This is a genomic window from Malaciobacter sp., assembly GCF_055140965.1.
This window is the reverse complement of sequence record NZ_JBSRRO010000027.1, coordinates 14,530-35,142: the sequence shown is the minus strand read 5'-3', so window position 1 is coordinate 35,142 and position 20,613 is coordinate 14,530. Positions and strand designations below refer to the sequence as shown.

20 protein-coding genes are annotated in these 20,613 nt (G+C 26.6%); 7 read left to right on the top strand and 13 right to left on the bottom strand.

The genetic code is table 11. The features are described from left to right. Window positions 1-322: 322 nt before the first annotated feature. Window positions 323-1,372 (top strand): hypothetical protein, encoded by a 1,050-nt coding sequence (locus ACTCCZ_RS08860; RefSeq protein WP_079579991.1) that lies wholly within the window; start codon window positions 323-325, stop codon window positions 1,370-1,372. A gap of 21 nt (window positions 1,373-1,393) precedes the next feature. On the opposite strand, the gene dsbD is transcribed toward ACTCCZ_RS08860, so the two are convergent. Continuing rightward, a complete protein-coding gene (gene dsbD / locus ACTCCZ_RS08855) occupies window positions 1,394-3,127 on the bottom strand; it encodes a protein-disulfide reductase DsbD (protein ID WP_079579990.1) in 1,734 nt (577 codons plus the stop codon). A 9-nt stretch (window positions 3,128-3,136) separates the two neighbouring features. Next, a complete protein-coding gene (locus tag ACTCCZ_RS08850; protein ID WP_079579989.1) occupies window positions 3,137-3,496 on the bottom strand; it encodes a thioredoxin family protein in 360 nt (119 codons plus the stop codon). Window positions 3,497-3,641: 145 nt separating this feature from the next. Between ACTCCZ_RS08850 and ACTCCZ_RS08845 the strand changes: the two genes are divergently transcribed. Then, the gene (locus tag ACTCCZ_RS08845) at window positions 3,642-3,998 is read left to right on the top strand and encodes a rhodanese-like domain-containing protein (protein ID WP_079579988.1); all 357 of its coding nucleotides are present in this window, start codon (window positions 3,642-3,644) and stop codon (window positions 3,996-3,998) included. Here the strand turns inward: ACTCCZ_RS08845 and ACTCCZ_RS08840 are convergent. The 3 genes from ACTCCZ_RS08840 to ACTCCZ_RS08830 form a co-directional block, all read right to left on the bottom strand. Further along, window positions 3,995-4,384: a rhodanese-like domain-containing protein gene (locus tag ACTCCZ_RS08840; RefSeq protein ID WP_079579987.1), complete on the bottom strand. Its 390-nt coding sequence runs from the start codon at window positions 4,382-4,384 to the stop codon at window positions 3,995-3,997. The two genes, ACTCCZ_RS08845 and ACTCCZ_RS08840, sit on opposite strands and share 4 nt — an antisense overlap. Before the next feature lie 76 nt (window positions 4,385-4,460). After that, complete coding sequence (locus ACTCCZ_RS08835) at window positions 4,461-4,697, bottom strand: hypothetical protein (protein ID WP_079579986.1); 237 nt, start codon at window positions 4,695-4,697, stop codon at window positions 4,461-4,463. Window positions 4,698-4,797: 100 nt separating this feature from the next. Then, window positions 4,798-5,604, bottom strand: a complete 807-nt coding sequence (locus ACTCCZ_RS08830; RefSeq protein WP_079579985.1) for a phosphatidylserine decarboxylase — start codon at window positions 5,602-5,604, stop codon at window positions 4,798-4,800. 156 nt (window positions 5,605-5,760) lie between these two features. Here ACTCCZ_RS08830 and ACTCCZ_RS08825 point away from each other — a divergent pair, with 156 nt between their 5' ends. Then, window positions 5,761-6,000, top strand: a complete 240-nt coding sequence (locus ACTCCZ_RS08825) for a hypothetical protein (RefSeq protein ID WP_079579984.1) — start codon at window positions 5,761-5,763, stop codon at window positions 5,998-6,000. Window positions 6,001-6,075: 75 nt separating this feature from the next. Then, on the top strand, window positions 6,076-6,969 hold the full coding sequence (locus ACTCCZ_RS08820) for a nucleoside recognition protein (protein ID WP_079579983.1): 894 nt from the start codon (window positions 6,076-6,078) through the stop codon (window positions 6,967-6,969). On the opposite strand, the gene mltA is transcribed toward ACTCCZ_RS08820, so the two are convergent. The 5 genes from mltA to ACTCCZ_RS08795 all read right to left on the bottom strand — a co-directional run bounded on the left by mltA (window position 6,966) and on the right by ACTCCZ_RS08795 (window position 11,815). Next, complete coding sequence (mltA, locus tag ACTCCZ_RS08815) at window positions 6,966-8,069, bottom strand: murein transglycosylase A (RefSeq protein ID WP_079579982.1); 1,104 nt, start codon at window positions 8,067-8,069, stop codon at window positions 6,966-6,968. The genes ACTCCZ_RS08820 and mltA overlap by 4 nt on opposite strands. Before the next feature lie 61 nt (window positions 8,070-8,130). Then, window positions 8,131-8,415, bottom strand: coding sequence for a hypothetical protein (locus ACTCCZ_RS08810; protein ID WP_079579981.1), 285 nt, complete (start codon window positions 8,413-8,415; stop codon window positions 8,131-8,133). A 46-nt stretch (window positions 8,416-8,461) separates the two neighbouring features. Further along, window positions 8,462-10,360, bottom strand: a complete 1,899-nt coding sequence (gene dnaK, locus ACTCCZ_RS08805) for a molecular chaperone DnaK (protein WP_079579980.1) — start codon at window positions 10,358-10,360, stop codon at window positions 8,462-8,464. An 81-nt stretch (window positions 10,361-10,441) separates the two neighbouring features. Then, complete coding sequence (gene grpE, locus ACTCCZ_RS08800) at window positions 10,442-11,014, bottom strand: nucleotide exchange factor GrpE (RefSeq protein ID WP_079579979.1); 573 nt, start codon at window positions 11,012-11,014, stop codon at window positions 10,442-10,444. Between the two features lie 9 nt (window positions 11,015-11,023). After that, window positions 11,024-11,815 carry a heat-shock protein gene (locus ACTCCZ_RS08795; RefSeq protein ID WP_079579978.1) on the bottom strand — a complete coding sequence of 264 codons (792 nt, stop codon included), beginning with the start codon at window positions 11,813-11,815 and terminating at the stop codon, window positions 11,024-11,026. Window positions 11,816-12,119: 304 nt separating this feature from the next. On the opposite strand from ACTCCZ_RS08795, the gene ACTCCZ_RS08790 reads away from it, so the two are divergent. Beyond that, window positions 12,120-12,497, top strand: coding sequence for a DUF302 domain-containing protein (locus tag ACTCCZ_RS08790; protein WP_079579977.1), 378 nt, complete (start codon window positions 12,120-12,122; stop codon window positions 12,495-12,497). Here ACTCCZ_RS08790 and ACTCCZ_RS08785 read toward each other — a convergent pair. Both ACTCCZ_RS08785 and ACTCCZ_RS08780 read right to left on the bottom strand, forming a co-directional pair. After that, complete coding sequence (locus tag ACTCCZ_RS08785; protein WP_079579976.1) at window positions 12,494-15,253, bottom strand: DEAD/DEAH box helicase; 2,760 nt, start codon at window positions 15,251-15,253, stop codon at window positions 12,494-12,496. The genes ACTCCZ_RS08790 and ACTCCZ_RS08785 overlap by 4 nt on opposite strands. Then, complete coding sequence (locus ACTCCZ_RS08780; protein ID WP_079579975.1) at window positions 15,254-16,393, bottom strand: MFS transporter; 1,140 nt, start codon at window positions 16,391-16,393, stop codon at window positions 15,254-15,256. A gap of 208 nt (window positions 16,394-16,601) precedes the next feature. Between ACTCCZ_RS08780 and ACTCCZ_RS08775 the strand changes: the two genes are divergently transcribed. Both ACTCCZ_RS08775 and ACTCCZ_RS08770 read left to right on the top strand, forming a co-directional pair. Continuing rightward, window positions 16,602-17,546, top strand: a complete 945-nt coding sequence (locus tag ACTCCZ_RS08775) for a TAXI family TRAP transporter solute-binding subunit (RefSeq protein ID WP_079579974.1) — start codon at window positions 16,602-16,604, stop codon at window positions 17,544-17,546. Window positions 17,547-17,663: 117 nt separating this feature from the next. Beyond that, a complete protein-coding gene (locus ACTCCZ_RS08770) occupies window positions 17,664-19,784 on the top strand; it encodes a TRAP transporter permease (protein WP_079579973.1) in 2,121 nt (706 codons plus the stop codon). Window positions 19,785-19,852: 68 nt separating this feature from the next. Here ACTCCZ_RS08770 and ACTCCZ_RS08765 read toward each other — a convergent pair whose 3' ends face one another. Further along, complete coding sequence (locus ACTCCZ_RS08765) at window positions 19,853-20,569, bottom strand: response regulator transcription factor (protein ID WP_079579972.1); 717 nt, start codon at window positions 20,567-20,569, stop codon at window positions 19,853-19,855. Window positions 20,570-20,613: the final 44 nt, after the last annotated feature.

Genomic DNA, 20,613 nt, shown 5'->3' with positions numbered 1-20,613 from the left:
ATGCTTCTACCATTCCTTTTACAAAATCTTCTGGATGATAATACGAGATATATTGACAGGCTCCTGCGATACTGTCTATTATATCTTGCTCTTTTATAATATTCATATTAAACCTTTTTATTTATATATTAGATGATTGACTTTTAAAAAGCGACAATTATTAGATTAATATATCTATAAAAAATTATAACAATAAATATGGGATAAAAATAGGATTTTAATATATTTTTCTTTGCTTATTTTAAGATTATGAAATTGATATATTAAGAATAGTATTAGAAAAAGTTACGTAAAATCTCAAAGATTTACAAAAAGGCCACATATGAAGATTCTTACAATAATAGCATTATTACTAATATTAAATGAAACAAACTATGGTTTTTCTAGCTTTATAAATAAAAATAAAATAAAAAATATTCTTAAAAAAGAGTTTGATAATAAAATAGATTTAATCTCATACAAAACAGTGTACGCTCCATCAATTGTTCCTTTACCTCAAGATTTTAAATTTGTAATATTATATGATAAAAAAGAGGATTTTTATTTTACAATTGCACATGACTTTAGAGGCAAAAAAAAAGATTCAAGAGAAGATATCATAGAGAAAATAAAAAAGAGTATAAAAGATCAAATCAAGTATATAGACAATCTCAAAGAAAAAGCAAAAGTTTTTAAAAAATATTATAATAAAGAGTTTTTTATTATTTATGATGAAACTTATAGTAAAAATGTATTTATTACTTTTTTAGATATTAAAGATTTTGATAATACATATGTAATAAAAGAGTTTAACAAAATACAAAATTATTTAAAAGATAATCAAAAAGATATTGTAGAAATAATGCCCAAAAAATATACAAAATATTTTAAAGAACAAATATCAAAAAACTATTACTCACAACATGAAAAAACAGACCTTATAAAAGATTTAGACAAATCAAAAAAAGAAGAAGTTATCTATTCATCTGATACTTTAAACTCAATACTTTTTAGAACTTATTTTAAAATCTCTTATGAAACTTATGAAGATATGGAACATAGAGTAGTAAATAGTTATTTAATACATAAAGATAATCAAATGTCACAAGCAAGAGGTTATGCATTAGGTGCTCATGTTGAAAATCTTTATAAAAGAGCTCAAAATATAGATATTGATTTAGGTGTAAAAATGATAGAACTAATCAAAGATAAATATTTTAAAGAGTTTAATAAAGAGTTAAAGATTGATTTTTTAGATTCTCATTTAAATTGGGAAAAGAATATACTTAACATTGAAGTATATGATTTTTTAATAGATGAAAAAAAAGTCTTAAAAACTCACTATTTAAAATATGATTTCTTAACAAATCAATTTATTGAGCATAAAGATTAAATAAAAGGGACAAAATCCCTTTTAAAAACTTCTATTTACAATTTCTAAAAACTCTTTAGCAGTTTTAAATCCAACGATTTTAGCCTCTTTAATCTCTTTATTATTTTCATCCCAAAAGATTAATCCAGGAGGTCCAAAAATACCATATTTTTTTTGCATCAATTTATCATCAACACTATTTTTAGTAACATCTGCTTTTAAAAGAGTAAACTCTTGAAGTTTTTGCTTTACTTTTTCATCAGTAAAAGTTATCTCTTCTAACTCTTTACAAGCCACACACCAATCAGCGTAAAAATCAAGCATAACAGGTTTTGAAGACTCTTTTATAGCCATATTTAATTCATCTAAATTTTTAACATATTTCCATTTGATATCATTTATACTAGTTGATTTTGAAGTTGTTAAAGTAAGTTTATTAAGAGGTTTTAATATATCATTTGCACCACTTATTGCCCCAACAAAAGCAATAACACCATAAACTAATAAAATAATTGTAAATGTTCTTACTAAAATATGTTTATACATTTGTAAATATATTGATGCTCCAATTAATAAAAATGCCCATAAATACATAGTATATTGCGGTATTACACGCTCTAACATCCAAATTGCAATACCAAGCATCACAATACCAAAGATTTTAGAAACACTATCCATCCAACCACCTGGTTTTGGCATAAACTTACCAGCACCTACTCCTATTAATAGTAAAGGAAGTCCCATTCCAAAGCTAAGTACAAATAAAGCTAAACCACCAAGAACTGCATCTCCTGTTTGACCTATATAAACTAAAGCACCTGCTAATGGTGGAGCAACACAAGGACCTACAATTAAAGCAGATAAAAATCCCATAATTGCAATTCCTAATACTCCTTGTTTCTCTTTTCCCTCAGTTGTTTTGTTGATTTTGTTTTGAATAGCTTGAGGCAATTCTAATTTAAAATACCCAAACATAGAAAAAGCTAAAGCTACAAATATTAATGCAAAAACAACTAAAACATAAGGATTTTGAAGAGCTACTTGTAAGTTTGCACCAAACAAGCCTGCAACTACTCCTGCAATAGTGTATGCAAGTGCCATAAAAAAAACATATATAAAAGATAAGAAGAAACCTTTAAGTGGTGTTAATCTTTCATTATTACTAGCTTTTACAATTATTGATGAAAGTATAGGGATCATTGGAAAAACACAAGGTGTTAATGAAAGAAGTAATCCAAAGCCAAAAAATGTTGCTAATACTAAAAGAAAGTTTCCACTTGCTAATGTATTTGCAATAGAATCAGTCTCACTTAAAGCTTCTTTATTTTCTAAAGGCTTTATTTCTTTAACTTTTGAGACTGTTTTTGAATAAGTATATGTTTCACTCATAGGTGCATAACAAAGACCAGCTTTAGAACAACCTTGAAATTGAACTTCAACTTCATAACTATCTGCTTTTAATTTAGACTCTAAAAGATTCAAAGGAATTTTTATATTTTGATTTCCAAAATGAACTATAAACTCATCATATTCAACAGGTTTAGGAATATTCAATTCTTTTGTAATCTCTATTTTTTCAGGCTTTGTTATAAAAACCTTTAACATATTATCATATAAATAGATATCTTTTCCAAGTTCTATTTTAAAAGATATATTTTCATTATCTAATTCAAACTTTGTTTGAAAAGCTTCTTCAGGTGTTAAAAAATCATCATTTGAAGTTGCAAATAAAAAATTAAAACCTAAAAGAAATACTAAAAAGAGTTTTTGTAACATCAAATTTTCCTAAAAATAGTTTTTAACATTTAAATGTAGTTGAGATACTGTTTTTACCCCAACTTCTTTTTTTAAAAAAATTCCATTTTTAAAATAGACAGTTGTAGGAATTGTTCTTACCCCAAATTTTTGTGCTAATTGTGGTTGCTTATCTACATCAACTTTATAAATTATTACATCACTATTGTTTGAATTTTCAAAATCTTTCAAATTTTTAGACATTATCTTACATGGAGGACACCAAGTGGCATAAAAATCAACAATAGCATTTTTATTTTGAAGTTTTTCATCTATATTATCAGCAGTTAAATGTTCAGCTGAAAATAAAGATATAAAGCTAAAAAATAGAATCAAAATTATCTTCTTCATATAAGTTCCTTTAGAATTTTTAGTATTATAGTAAATATTTGTAAAGAGTTTGTTAATAAAAACTTGTATTTATAAAACTAACTTCTAATTTATAAGATTTATTAATATTTTCTTGTTAAAATTTTCTTTTTAAAAAGGCTAAAATATGCAAGATGAAGTAATAGATTTAATTCCTAGAAAAGTTGATTTAATGAATAAGGACAATATAGTTTTAATTGATATTAGAACTGATATTGAGTTTAAACAAACAGGCATTATAAAAAATTCACATAAACTTACATTTTTTGATATTTATGGAAATTATGACTTAGATGAATGGATGAAAAAATTTGAAAAATTAGTTACAAATAAAGACCAAACTTTTATTCTTATTTGTGCCCATGCAAATAGAACAAGAACCGTAGGTAATTATCTTGTAAGTTTAGGATATAAAAACTGTGCCCATTTACATGGAGGTATTGCACAATGGATTGAAGAGCAAAGAGAAACAGTTTTTAACTAGTTTATTACTCTTTTTCCCTCTTTCTTCCAAGCTTTAAAACCACCTTCTAAATAAAATACTTTTTTAAATCCTGCTTTTTTAAGCTCGTTTGCTAAGTTTTTTGATTTTTGACCATCTTTATCTATTAAAGCAAAACTTTGATTTGGACTTTTTATAACTTTTAAAAGTTTATATTTCCATCTTTTCATCTCTAAATCACTACTATTTTCGTAAGTAATCGTATATGAACTAGGAATTATACCTTTTTGAGTTTGTTCTTGTTTTGCTCTTATATCTATAATAATTGCTCTTTTAGAGAGAAATTTTTCTAAAGTTGTAGCATCAATTGATTTTGCACTATTTGCAAAAAGAGGAATAAAAGTAAGTAGTAAAATAACTATTTTCATGGAATATCCTTTGTTATAAAAATTATAACAAAAAATATTATAAATAAGAGATAATTTTTTTATTATCTCTTAAAATTTAAGCATTTTGTGCTTTTTTCTCTTGACTTACTTTTTGTAATACTTCAATTACATCATCAAGACTTCCATAAGGAATATGAGATTTCCACTCAATATCTTTACCATTTAAAGCAATACCAATACTTACTACATCAGAAGTCTCTTTTCCATATGGTTCAGTTATATTTGAAATAATTATTTTACCTTTTTTTGTTCCTGATAATTGAAGTGTTGCAATTTCCGTAGTTGTTGACATATCTATTCCTTTTTGTTTTCTTCATTTTGACAAAACTTAACTTTTAATTAAATTAAATTTCTTTGGGCTTAAATACTTAAAAGCTATTTATTAAACTATTTTATTTTAAAATACCTATTTTTTGTCCATATTTTACTTTTTGGTTTAGTAATTCTTCTAATTCAACACTATCTTTTTCCCAAACCATAACAACAGTTGAACCCATTTTAAAATAACCTAATGTTTGACCTTTTTTTACTTTTAAATCATCATATTTAATTACTTTTATATCTTTTGTATTACTATTTGTTTCTACACTTGGTTCAAAATCAAATACCATTTGACCTACATTTAAAGCTCCAACAAAAACCATATAAAAAATCTTATTATTTGAAAAACACTCTAAAATTACTCTTTCGTTTTGAACAAATAAATCAAGTTCTTTATTTAAGTATTTTAAATTAACAGGATAAAGCTTTCCTGGAACATGAATAAGTTTTTTAATTTCACAATCAATAGGTGCATGATACCTATGATACTCACTTGGAGCAAGATAAAAATTCATATATTTCCCATCTTTTACCATAGGAAAAGTATCAGTACAATAATAAGTAAGTAAATCTTCAACAGAATATTCCATGCCTTTTATTTGAAAAAGAGTCTCTTTATGCAAGCTTCCACACTGAGTAATAAAACTATCAGAAGGAGAGATAAAACTATTTTCCTCTTCATTAATCTCTCTTGGGATTGCCAATTCTCTTGTAAATAAATCAGTTAAAGATTTATAATACTTAGCATTTCTAAATTCACTCATATCAATTTTAAAAATTTTAACATATGTATTGTTAATAAATTTTTGAAAAAATGATGGGAACTCTTTTTTGGCAAACTTTCCAAAATATTGCGAAATCAAGTTTGTAATGTGCATTATTTTCCTTAATAATTCATTTAATTAGATATTCTATCAAAATATCACTTGATTTTTAAAATATTAATATAAATTTTTAATGTAAGATATTTTAGTGTATCTTTAAGTTAGTATTGCATTACTTAAATAAACAAATTATATATAAGGAAAATTTATATGCATAAAATAGTAGTTGCAAATCAATGTGGTTGTTTTAAAAGAAGTGACCTTGAGAATAATATTAGTTTTACTTCAAAAGATGATGCTCTTTTAAAAGCAATACAAATGAAAGAAAAAATGAATAGTGAGTTTTGTGGTAAACATGAATTTCAAGTTGAAGAGATGCAAAATAATTTTGTTATTTCATTTTTTACTCCTAAGAAAACTTCATGTTGCGGAGATGGATGTTGTAGCTAACAACTTCCATCTTAAACTTAATAAAATATCTTTAAAATTTAGATAAAATTATAAAAACTTTCAAAAAGAGCCTTTATGAATTTACAAAAAACTTTAAACTCTTCAATAAAAAGTATTTGGATAATACTAAAGCTTGTTATACCAATTTATATACTTGCTGAAATACTATTTTATTATAATACTTTAGCATATGTATCATTTTTAGTTGAACCATTTACTTCTATTTTAGGTTTACCAAAAGAGGCTGCATTATCAATAATTAGTGGAATGTTTTTAAATCTTTACGCAGCAGTTGCCTTTGCAGCTCCACTTGATATGAGTCCACAACAATGGACTGTTCTTGCAGTGTTTTTAGGTATTTGTCACTCACTTGTAGTTGAAAGTGTGATTATGAAAAAAATTGGTTTATCAAATACTTACTCTTATCTTCTAAGATTTATTGCAGGATTAATAGTTGCATATCTAACTACCTTTATTCCTGCTAATTATTTTATGTCAAATATAAATATTGAAGCTTTTGAAGAAAAAAGTTATGATAGTTTAATATCTTTACTTCAAATTTCAGCATATAATGCTTTTATCTTATCATTGAAAATTATTGCTTTAATTACTGCTTTAATTTTTATAATGGATTTTATAAAAACAAGAGATTTTATACAAAAAAGTGGGAAAAATATTAGTAAAAGTTTTTCAATCTTAGTTGGTGTATTTTTAGGAATAACATATGGGGCGGGTATATTAATAGAAGAAGCAAAAGGCACAAGTTTAAGTAAAAAAGATATTTTCTTTATTGGCACTTTTTTAATGATTTGCCATGCTATTATTGAAGATACTTTATTATTTGTAATTTTTGGAGCTGATTTTACTATTATAATTGCTATTAGAACAGTAGCTGCAATAATCATTTCTTATGCAATGTTATATTTCTTTGATAAAAAATATTCTAAAACTACAAAGCAAAGTATTTAGTTTAATACTTGCTTTGGAATAAGAATATATAATTTACCTTTTTCTTTCATTTTACCTGCATACTCAAATGCTTTATCACCAAATCCCCAAAAAAAGTCGGCTCTAATTTCCCCTTTAATCGCTCCTCCAACATCAGCAGCAACCATTAGTTTGTTTATATCCTCTTTTGTAACTGGATTTGAAGTTGAAATAAATACTGGCATACCTAAAGGAATATAGCTTCTATCAACAGCAAGATTTCTTTTTGAAGTAAGTTCAACACCTAATGCTCCTGTTGCACCTTGTTTTGATTCTCTAAAAAAGACATAACTTTCATTATGATTTAAAATCTCATCCATTTTATCTGGGTTTTTATCAAAATATGCTTTCATTCCTTGAATAGAAGCACTATTTCTATCAATAAATCCATTTTTTAACATATATTTTCCAACAGATTTATATCTTCTTCCATTTTGATTTGCATAACCTACATTTAAAATTGTTCCATCAGTTAATTTTACTTTACCAGAACCTTGTATATGAAGTAAAAAAAGTGCAAATTTATCATCAACATAACAAATAGCTTCTAAATTCTCATTTTCATGCTTTTCAAGTTGGGCTCTATTTTCATAAGGAACTAATTTATTTCCTTTTAATTTACCCCTTAATCTATATTTTTTAAGTTCTGGATAAACCTTACTTAAATCAACAGTAATCATATCTTTGGGAGTTTTATAAATTGGATATTTATAAGTATCATCTTTTGTTAGACTTCCATGAAGTAATGGTTCATAATAACCAGTTATTACACCTTCATCACTTCCTTTGTTATCTATTAGTTTATAAGCTTCAAAATTTGAGATAAAAAAGTCTCTTGCATTATTTTCATCATCTGCTTTTAAACAAACTTCTTTAAACATTTCATATCTTTTTGAACGTGTACAAGCTTTTTTAAATACTTCAAATGCATAATCTAAATCATCATTATAAAAGTCTTCAATATCATAAAAATTGACTTTTTCTAAAGATGCTTTTGAGATATCATCATACTTTTGATACTCTTTTACAGAACATCCAGTAAATATATAAATAGTAATTATAAAAATTAGTAGTTGTCTCAAAACTGCTCCTTTAATTTTGCAGTATTTTAACATCTTAAAGTAAATGTTTTATTACAAAAAATTATTGCCCTTGAGGATGAACCTCTTTTAAGCCACAGTGCTTGCATCTATATTCAAACTCTATAACTCCTTGACAACCATGATTTTTTAAAACTCTTTTTGTAATGGCTTCATTTTTAAAAGTAGTATTAGTTTTTTCATCAAAAAATGTTCTTGATTTTTCGCCACAACTTGGGCACTCACCTGAGTTTAGCTTTGATACTCGTTGATGTTTAGTTTTAAAGTAAAGTAATACAGAAAATATTACTAATAAAAAAGTAAGTAGTAAAAATATTAGTGTTTGCATAAGGGAAGTTACCTTCCCTTTGCAAGTGTAAAATTAAAATGCAAGATTATTCAACCTCAGCATCAATTACATCATCGTCATCTTTTTTAGCTTTTTTATTTGCTTGTGCACCACCTGCTTGTCCACCTTGAGCTTGTTGCTCTTTAGCGTACATAGCTTCTGCTAATTTGTGGCTTACTTCTGTTAAAGCTTTAACTTTCTCTTCAATTTGCTCTTTTGTTGCATTTTCATCTTTTAAAACTTCTTCTAAAGCTGCTGCTGCATCTACAATTTTTTGTTTCTCTTCTTCTGATACTGCACTTTCATTCTCTTCTAAAGTTTTTTTAGTTGAATGCAATAAAGAGTCAGCTTGATTTCTAACTTCAATTACTTCTTTTCTTTTTGCATCTGCTTCTTTATTTGATTCTGCTTCTTGTACCATTTTTTCAATCTCTTCATCACTTAATCCAGATGAACCAGAGATTGTAATTTTATTCTCTTTTCCAGTACCTTTATCTTTAGCACTTACATTTAATACACCATTTGCATCAATGTCAAATGTTACTTCAATTTGAGGCACACCTCTTGGAGCTGCTGGAATATCTGAAAGTTCAAACATACCTAAAGATTTGTTATCTTTTGCAAACTCTCTTTCACCTTGAGTTACATGAATTGATACAGCTGGTTGGTTATCTTCTGCTGTACTAAATACTTGAGATTTTTTAACAGGAATTGTTGTACCTTTCTCAATTAATTTAGTCATAACTCCACCTAAAGTTTCAATACCTAATGATAAAGGAGTTACATCTAATAATAGTACATCTTTTACATCTCCTTTTAATACACCAGCTTGAACAGCTGCACCTTTTGCAACTACTTCATCAGGGTTAACACCTTTATTTAAATCTTTTCCAAAATAGTTTTTAACAATTTCATTTGCTTTTGGTAATCTTGTTGATCCACCAACCATGATAATCTCTTGAATCTCATTTTTATCTAATCCTGCATCATCTAAAGCAGTTTTAATATGAGATAATGTTTCATTAATTAAATCTTCTGTCATAGACTCAAATTTAGCTCTTGTTAAAGATTTTACTAAGTGAACTGGTCCTGCATTACCCATTGAAATAAATGGTAAGTTAATCTCTGTTGATTCTGCTGAGCTTAACTCTTTTTTAGCATTTTCAGCTGCATCTTTTAATCTTTGTAATGCCATTTTGTCATTTTTAATGTCAAAACCATTTTCATCTTTAAACTCTTTTGCTAACCAATCAATAATTCTATTATCAAAGTCATCTCCACCTAAGAATGCATTACCATCAGTTGAAAGTACTTCAAATGTTCCATCACCAATTTCTAGAACTGTAACATCAAATGTACCACCACCTAAATCATATACAAGAACTTTTTCTTCACCTTTTTTATCAAGTCCATAAGCTAACGATGCAGCTGTTGGCTCATTGATAATTCTTAGTACATTAAGACCTGCAATTGTCCCTGCTTCTTGAGTTGCTTTTCTTTGTGCATCATTAAAGTATGCTGGTACTGTAATAACTGCATCAGTTACAGTTGTTCCTAAATACTCTTCTGCATCAGCTTTAAGTTTTCCTAAAATTTTTGCAGAAATTTCTTGAGGAGTATATACTTTATCTCCAATCTCAACTGCTGCTGCACCATTTCTATTTACAATTTTATATCCAACTTTTTCTTGTGCTTCTTTAGCATTTTCTTCTTCCATCATAAGACCCATAATTCTTTTGATAGAATAAATTGTTTTTTCTGGGTTTGTAATAGCTTGTCTTTTTGCAGGATCTCCTACTAAAACCTCACCTTTATCTGTAAATGCAACAATTGATGGTGTTGTATTTTTACCTTCTTTATTTGCAATTACTTTCGCTTCTCCACCTTCATAAACTGCCATACAAGAGTTTGTTGTACCTAAGTCAATTCCAATTACTTTACTCATTTTATTTCCTTATCAAGTTTTATTTTATTTTTAATAATTTTTCTAATTTATTTAGTTTTATGACATTTCGGTCAAACTTATCTATTTTTTACAAATAGAAACCATTGCTGGTCTTAGTAATCTCTCTTTATACTTATAACCTTTTTGTAGTTGTTGAACTATTTGTCCATCTTCATGCTCAGAACTATCAACTTGCATTACTGCATCATGGAAATTTGGATCAAACTCTCCACTTGTATCAATAGTACTAATTTCATGTTTTTCAAAAACTGTATAAAAGTTTTTGATTGTTAATTCAACACCTTCTTTTAATTTTTTAAGTAACTCTTCTGCTTTTAAATCTTTTGCAGACTCTTCTGCTGCTAGTGCCATTTCTAAAGTATCAATTGGTGTTAATAAATCTTTTGCAAACTTTTCACTTGCATAATCAATTGCTTGATACTTCTCTTTTTCTAATCGTTTTTTTATGTTTTCAAAATCTGCATGAACTCTTAAGTACTTATCTTCTGCTTCTTTTAACTTCTCTTCAAGTTCAGCTCTTACACTTTCTACAGTCTCTTCTTTAACCTCACTAGTAGCATTGTCTTCACAAGTTTGTTCTTCTTGATTTTCTACCACTTCTTGTTCTATTTCTTCTTTTTTTTCTTCGCTCAATTTTTACTCCTAAGACATACTAATTTGATTATAAAAATATTCATAATCTTTTGATAATTCGCCAACTATTAGCATTTTAGAATTATATCCTTTGATATTACACTCATGACAAATTGCAGTGTAACCAATTGGCAACAACTCTTCAAAATATAGACCCTCTTCACATTTATCTATAACTTCTCCATTTAAAAATGAATTAATAATAGTCTCATCAAAGTCATAGCTAAGAGCTAATCTTAAAAACTCTTTTGTATTATAAATTGAAAGATCTCTTTTTTTCACAAAATGTGAAATTTGTTCATAAAGCTCATAAGCACCAACATCTTTTGAAATTTTAAGTATATGGTTTATTTCTAAACCAATCATATCTTGCAAAAATCTGTAAAGTGCTGATGAGAACTTAATTGTAATTGGAAAATTATCAAACTCCAAGATCATATATTTATCTTGAATATTAATAATATTTACCAACTTATCATTTTTAAGTTCCTTTATAAACACAGTAAGACCAATACTTTGAGCCAAATACTCAATAGTTCTTAAATCAACAAAAGATAGTTTAAAATTTAGCTTACTATACCAATACTGCTTTAAAGCTTCTGTAGTTGGAGTTCTTCCACTACTTGCGTGCTCTTGGGCTAAATAACCCTCATCGCCTAACTTTTTAAAGTACCCTCTAATAGTAGCAGGCGAGTAAGCAATGTCATACATTGATTTTAACTGACTAGAACCAATAGGTTCACAGTGTTCAATATATGCTTTGATAATAGACTGTAATAAAAACTCTTTTTTATCAATCATTTAAAACCAATCTTTTGAATTTTAGCACTCATTATCTTGAACTGCTAAAGTATTATAACTTATTGAGTGTATATTTGTCAAGTACTTTTTGAGTCTTTTTTTATAAAAGTTTTTAAAGGAGTATTTTTTACTATTTATATAAATATTACTTCAATATCTTTGTCATTTTTTCAATATATACATAATATATACTTATATATCTTTATAAATATCTACTTATATTAATAAGCTAAGTTAACACTTAAAACCTTTATATAATAATAGTTTTGATAGAATTATCAAAAATTAATTATAAGGAAAATTTATGAAATATCAAGTTAGCACTTCTAAAACTTTAGAAGAGACTTATGATGCACTTCAAAAATCTATCAGTGAAAATAAATTTGGACTTCAACATACTCACAATGTACATGAAAAGCTTAAAGCAAAAGATGTTGAACTTGGAAGAAGATGTCTTATCTTAGATATTTGTCAACCACATATTGCTAAAGAGATTTTAGATATTGATCCAAGTGTTAGTTCAATTTTACCATGTAGCATCTCTATATATGAAGATGAGGGGAAAACAAATATATGTGTTGTTAAGCCATCATTTATATTCCCCCAACTAAATAAAAATTTAAAAGAGGTAATGCAAAGAGTAGAAAAAACTATTTTTAAAATAATAGATGAAGCTGCTTAAACGCTTAGTGTAAACTCATCATATAAATACTTAGGAAGTTTTTTTTCTAACTTTAAAGTTAAATTGATGGGTTTTTCACCCTCATACTTAATAGTATTTGCTAATCCTAAATATATAAAATTTTGAGTCTTTTTATCAACTGTTATATATTTTCTTACAAAAATATGAAGTTTAACTTTATGCTTGATATTTTCTATTAATTTTTCTCCATCACCTTTATTAATAGTTGCATTTGGTTTTGTTTGCCAAGAAAAAGTATCATTTGTAAAAAATATATTACTATACCTTTTACTTTTTATGGCATTTTGTTTATCTAAGTTTATAAATAAAAAGTAATCATTCTTATATTTTAACTGACCACTTCCTCGAAAAGAGCTATGAATTTTGTCTAAGTTGCAAAGTAATGCTATGTTTTTCATATTGTATTTTTCATATAATTTTAAAAATGGCAATCCATAATAAACTCTTGCAAACTCTTTTTCATACAATAAAATAGCATACTCTAAACTATTTTTTATAAGCTCTTTTTGTTTTTTTGTTTCTAAACATTTTTTAAAAACTTGAGTAACTTTTAAAACTTCATCTTCTAAATATACAACTTTTTCATATCTTTTTATTTGTGCACTATCAAAAAATTCTTGATTTAAATATCTAAAACTATGTTTTACTGTTTGTAAATCAACTTTTTCTTGATACTTCAAAACTTCATTTTGTGCAGTTTTTAAATCAATTGATTCATGATTTAAAAGATACTTTAATATTGCAAACTCATGGACTCTTTTTAGTTTTATATGTGAATCAATAAATCTAATAATTTTCAAAAAACTCAATGGAAATTCATTTTTTTGTTTTTGTACTCTTAATACAAATTCAATATAAGATTTACTCTCATCAATAAAATCTTTAGGATTAAGTGTTGTTTCGTAAACTATAAAGTCAATAAGTGTTGGAACTTTTTTAATATCATTTTTAAACTCAATAAACTGCTGTTTTAAATATCTAAAACTATTAAAGTTTTCTTCATCAAGTTGTTTTAAAACTCTTTTCTTTGAAATTTCATCCATATATATAAAGGTATTATTAGATATTGTTGCAAAGCTATTATTTAAAGCAAGTTTTATACTATCTTTGTCAATTACTTTATTTCCTAAAAGTGCAAAAGCTACTAAATAAGCTCTGTTGTGATTTCCAATAAAATCCAATACTGTTAAATACTCTTTATCTTCTGTTTTTCTAAGACCACGTCCTAGTTGTTGAATAAATACAGTTGATGAGCTTGTAGGCCTTAACATCAAAATAGTATTTATTTTTGGTATATCAACTCCTTCATTAAAAATATCTACACTAAAAATAACTTCTAAACTATCATCTTCATTTTCTAGTTTTTTAATAGCTATCTCTCTTTTTTCAACAAAATCGCTTCCAAAAAGAGTCATTGAGGGTATACCTGCTTTATTAAACTCATCATTCATATATTTTGCATGCTCTTTATTTACACAAAAAGCTAAAGCTTTTCTTTTTTTATTATCATGAGCATAAAATTTCATTTTTTCAATTATAAATTCAACTCTTTTATTTACACTTAATAGTTTTGCTAACTTTGAAAGGTCATCTAAGTTTGTATTTTCATAATCTATTACAATATCACTTATTCCAAAATAGTGAAAAGGTGCAATTAGTTTTTGCTCTAATGCCTCATTTAATCTTAAATCTATTGCAACATTATCATCAAAAACTTCATATATATTTTGTTTATCACTTCTATTTGGAGTTGCCGTTAAGCCTAAAGTAAATTTTGAATTAAAATATAAAAAAACTTTTTGAAAAGATTCACTTGTTATATGATGTGCTTCATCATAAATAATATAATCAAACTCATCTTTTTTGAAAAGTTTTAAATTTTTACTCATTGTTTGAATAGTTGCAAAAATATAATCATTATCAAGTTCTTTTTTATTTCCTGTAAAAAATCCAAAACTTTTTGATTTTATAATTTTTTCAAAACTAAATTGTGATGAAATCAAAATATTTTCCCTATGAGCTAAAAATAGAACCCTTTTAGCATCAAACTCTTTTACATCAAAAGCACTAAGGTATGTTTTACCTGTTCCTGTTGCACAAATTGCTATTGCTTTTTTTTGATTATTTTTTCTTAAATCTTTTAAATTTTTAAGAGCATTAATTTGCATACAATTTGCTTTTATCTCTTTTTCAAAAATAAATTTTTCATCTACTTTTACAAATCTTTGCTTTAAAAAGCTTTCATATGAGTTTAAAAATTTCTCATCTACATAATATGCTTGCTTAAATAAAAGATCAAACTCATTTAAAACATCAAGGGTAAAACTATCTTGTTTTTTACTTACTATTTTTAAATTCCACTCTATATTTGATTTAAATGCACTTGCAGTTATATTTGAAGAGCCTACAACTATTTTATAATCTTCTTCATACTCAAAAATATAAGCTTTACTATGAAATCCCTCATCACTACTATCAAACACTTTTAACTTTATATTATTAAACTCTTGAAGCTTTTTAAGTGCTTTTACTTCTGTAAAATTTAAATATGTTGATGTTAAGACTTTTCCTTTAACTGCTTTTTGTTCACACTTTTTTAAACTATCAAGTAAAAGTTGTAATCCACTATAATTTATAAAAGCAACATTAATATAAAAACTCTTACAAGAGTTAAAAAGAGTTGTTAAACAGTTATAAAAATTATCTGTTTTATTATTTACAATAAGTTTATTCATCTATTTAAAATCATCTTTATAAATGAAAAATAGAGTATAAATAAGAATTAGTACACTAATAAATAAAATAATTGTAAAATTCCATCCAAACAGTTGATAAAACATTGCAGGAACTACAGAACCCACTGCTCCTCCAATATAATAAAAAGTCAAATACATACCAGAAGTTAAAGATTTTTGTGACTCTTTTATTGAGTTTGCAATTCCTGTACTTACACTATGAATAGTAAACATACCAATACAAAAAACAAATAGCATAAAAAATACAAATAGCATATTATTACTAAAAAATGAAAAATTAACCAAAGTAAAAATTAAAGCCCCAACAAGTATTGCATTTGATTCTGTTTTTAAAAGTTTTATGATTTTTTTTGATAATAATGAGACAACAATACCCATTCCATAACCTAAATAAAGTAATCCAATTTGAGATTCTGTTGCATTTGGAATTAACTCTTTCATTCTAAATGGCAAAATATTAAGTAATCCTGCAAATACAAAAAAAGTAGTAAACATCAATAAATATATTAAAATAAATCTTCTATCTTTTAATATTTCTACAACATCACTTAATTTTGCTTTAGTAAGATTTGTATCTCCTTCAAAAGATAGCTTTTTAATAAAAAACAGTGCAAAAAATAGTGCAATTGATAAAGAGATAAATACAGCTCTCCATCCAAACTCTGTTGCAATAAATCCAGATATTACACGACCTACCATTCCCCCAAATACAGTTGCTGCAACATAAATTGCCATATTATATTTTACATTTTTTTTATCACTATTTGCTAAAATACTCATACATGAAGTTATAATAGCTGGAATTACTAATGATTCAATAACTCTAATTGTCAAAAACATCTCATAACTATTTGAGTAAGATAAAACAAGATTTGTTACAAGAAGTATCAAAGATGCAACAAAAAGCATTTTTTTAGGACAAATTGATTCTAAAATATACCCATAAATAATAGGTGCAATTGCAAGTGAAAACATAATTACAGCAGTAAATTGTGATGCTTGTACCATGTTAATATCAAACTCTTTGGCTAATAAAGGCTGTAATGGCTGGGTTGCATACATAATAGAGAATACTACTAAAATTACATATATAATTATCATAAGTTGTTGATTTTTCATTTTTAAATTATACCATAAGTAAAAATTTTATTTAAGTTTGCATAAATTTTACATATGTTACATTTTTATAATTATTGCAACTATTGTGCAATTAATATACAATTTTAACACTATTATTTATCATAAATATATTATAATACATTTATGATATAATAATTGTGTTGTGATTATGTCATTACAAACACATAAAAATCAAAAAGGAGAACATATGAAGAAGCTTGCTACAGCTGCTTTAGTAGGAGCATTAACTCTTCCAGCATTTGCTGCTGAGTTTATTACAATTGGTACAGGTGGTGTTACAGGAACTTATTATCCAACAGGTGGTGCTATTTGTAGACTTGTAAATCAATACAAAAAAGAGACTAAAATTAGATGTTCAGTAGAATCAACAGGTGGTTCTGTTTACAATGTAAACACTATTAAAAATGGTGAACTAGATTTTGGTATTGTACAATCTGATGTTGTTTATCAAGCATCAAAAGGTACAGGAAGATATCAAGGTGATGCAGTTAAAAAATTAAAGTCAGTTATGGCAATTTATCCTGAATTATTAACTTTGGTATCAAGAAAAGATGCAAATATAAACTCTTTAGCAGATGTTAAAGGAAAAAGAATAAATTTAGGTAATCCAGGTTCTGGAAATGAAGCTACTGCTTTAAATCTATTTAAAGCAAGTGGAATCAAAAAATCTGACTTAGAATTTGCTGGTGCTTTAAAAGCTTCTGAGATGCCAGATGCATTAAGAGATAACAAAATCGATGGTTATTTTTATATGGTTGGACATCCAACAGCTAATATTAAAGATGCTTCAAACTCTGTTGATGTAAAAATTGTTCCATTACAAGGAAGTAATGTAGATAAATTAATCAAAGAAAATCCTTATTTTGCAAAAGCAGATGTTCCAGCTGGAATTTATAAAGGCAATCCTGAGCCTACTCCTACATTTGGTGTAAAAGCAGTACTTGTAACTAGTGATGACGTAAGTGAAAAAGCTGTATATACAGTAGTTAAAGCAATTTTAGAAAATTTCGAAAAATTTAAAAAACTACACCCTGCATATGCAAACATTACAAAAAAATCATTACTTGATGGTTTAAGTGCTCCTTTACATGAAGGTGCTAAAAAATACTTCAAAGAAGCAGGTATTTTATAATATAGTTTTCGAAAGCGTAATGCTTTCGAAACAATATTGTCATATTTCATTTAATTCACATTTTTGTTTATTTTTACATGAAGTATGGCAATAACTCTAATTTACTAAGGTATTACTATGATAGAACGAGACAAACATCACACTCTTGATGAGCTTGAAGTCGAACAGGCAAAAGAAACGGAGAATATAGTTAATGATTTAGAAGGACAAAGAGTGTTTGGAACACAACACTTTGAGTTTTGGCTAATTTCTGCAATAGCTTTAGGATGGACACTATTTCAACTTTATATTGTAATAGAACCACTAAACTCTACAATTGCAAGATCAATACATTTAACATTTGCATTGGTATTATCATTTTTAATCTATCCTATGTTTAGAAAAGAGTATTTTCTAAAAAAAGTTAGATGGTTTGGTTACACATTTGCAACATTAGGACTTTGTACAGCTGGATATATAGCATTTTTTTATAATGATTTAGCATTAAGACCAGGTGATTATAATATAATTGATATTTCTGTTGCTCTTTTAGGTATTGTGATTTTAATAGAAGCAGGAAGAAGAGTATTAGGATTTGCATTAAGTTTAATAGCAATTATTTTCTTAGCTTATGATGTACTTGGGCCTTATATGCCTGAGCTGATTATTCATAAAGGTGCTAGTTTTAATAAACTTGCAGGACATATGTTTTTAACAACAGAGGGTATTTTTGGTGTTCCTTTAGGTGTTTCAACTGGTTTTGTATTTCTATTTGTACTTTTTGGTTCACTTTTAGATAAAGCAGGTGCAGGTGAATATTTTATTAATTTAGCATTTGCATTACTAGGAAGATTTAGAGGTGGTCCAGCTAAAGCATCAGTTGTGGCATCTGGATTTACAGGTATTATGAGTGGTTCATCAATAGCAAATACAGTAACAACTGGTACATTTACAATTCCATTGATGAAAAAAACAGGATTTAGGCCAGAACAAGCTGGTGCGGTTGAAGTTGCAGCATCTACAAATGGTCAACTTATGCCTCCTGTTATGGGTGCAGCTGCTTTTATTATTGCAGAGTTTTTAGCATTAAGTTATACTGATGTGATTTATGCTGCTTTTATTCCAGCTTTTGTTTCTTACTTTGCACTATTTTATATAGTTCATTTAGAGGCATTAAAATTAGGTTTAAAAGGTGCAAACCCAGAAGATTTACCTCCAAAACTACAAACATTTTTAAGAGGTATTCACTATTTAGTTCCAATTTTCTTTTTACTTTATACTTTAATGATTTTAAGAGAGAGTGCTGCAAGTGCTGCATTTAATGCAATTTCACTTTTATTATTACTAATGGTTGTACAACATCCATTTAGAGCAATTCTTTATAAACAAAAAATTACAAAAGAAGTTTGGGTTAGTGGTTTTATTGATATTTTAGCTGGATTTATAAGTGGAGCTAAAAATATGGTGCCAATTGCAGTTGCAACTGCCCTTGCTGGTATTGTAGTAGGTTCTATTACACTAACAGGTCTTGGACAAGTATTACTAGAAGTTATTGAGACAATCTCAGGTGGAAATATATTTATTATTCTTATCTTAGCAGCTATTGTATCACTTATTTTAGGAATGGGTTTACCAACAACTGCTAATTATATTGTTATGGCATCATTAACTGCACCAGTTATTTTAACACTTGCACAAGATAATGGATACTTAATTCCTGCAATTGCTGCGCATTTATTTGTATTTTATTTTGGTATATTAGCAGATGATACGCCACCTGTTGGTCTTGCAGCATATGCAGCAGCAGGTATTGCAAAATCTGATCCAATTAAAACAGGTATTCAAGGGTTTAAATATGATATTAGAACAGCAATTTTACCATTTATGTTCTTCTTTAACCCAGAGTTATTATTAATCTCAGGAGTTGATTCATTTAATCCATCAGATCCAAGTGGCTGGATTTGGATAACAGATCCACTTGAAGTAGTAATTATATTTGTAACTGCACTTATTGGTATGTTAGCATTCTCTTGTTTTACACAAGGATACTTTATAACATGGACAAATATTATAGAAAGATTTATATTTTTAGCTATTGTTCCTTTTATGTTTTTACCAAAAATTGTTGAAGCAAAACTTGCCTTACCAAGTCACTATATTTCATATTTAATTGGTTTAGCAATTTTCTTATTAATCTATTTTTTCCAAAAAGCAAAATTAAAAGCAAATAATACATCAAAATATGAAGTAGAATTATAAATAAAGTATCCATTTAGGATACTTTATTATATAGTTTACTCTCATCAAAAAGAGATTAAACTCTTTTTCTATTTTATAAAAGGTTTTTCAATTATATATCCATAACCTTTATGAGATATGATAAAATCATCATTTTTAACTTTATCTTTTAATCTTTTCATTACTGTTCTAAAAGCTGAGTCATTTGTATTAATATCATTCCAAACATGCTTTTTAAATGTTTCAACAGATACAACTTCACCAAAGTTATCAATAAGTACACTTAAAATTTCTGCTTCTTTTTTTGATAATTTAACTATTTTTTCTTGGTTATATAGTTTATTTGTTGATTTATTATATGTATAAGTTTTGTTGATTGTAATCAACTCTTCATCTACTTTTATTTTTCTATCAGCTATGACTTCATCTTTTGCTTTTTGAAGCATCTCCATCATATTGTCAATATTTAAAGGTTTTACAAAATATCCTAAAACTCTTAGGTTAATAAGTTTTAATAAATCATCTTCATTTTTATGAGCACTTACTATTATAAATCTTTGATTACTAACTAATTTTAATATATCATCAATCATTTCAATACCATTTTTATTTGGCATTTTTATATCTGTTAGGACTAAATCAAAAGATTTATTTAAAGAGTGGTTTTCTTGAAATTTTTGACTTCCCTCTTCTCCATCACAAGCAACAACTACCTCATCAAATATTGTATTTAAATAAAAAGACAAAGTCTTTCTAGCTAACTCTTCATCTTCTACTAATAAAACTCTTGTATTAAAAGCTTCCATTTTTTATCCCTATTTATAGTTAAACTTTATAATAACAAATTTGC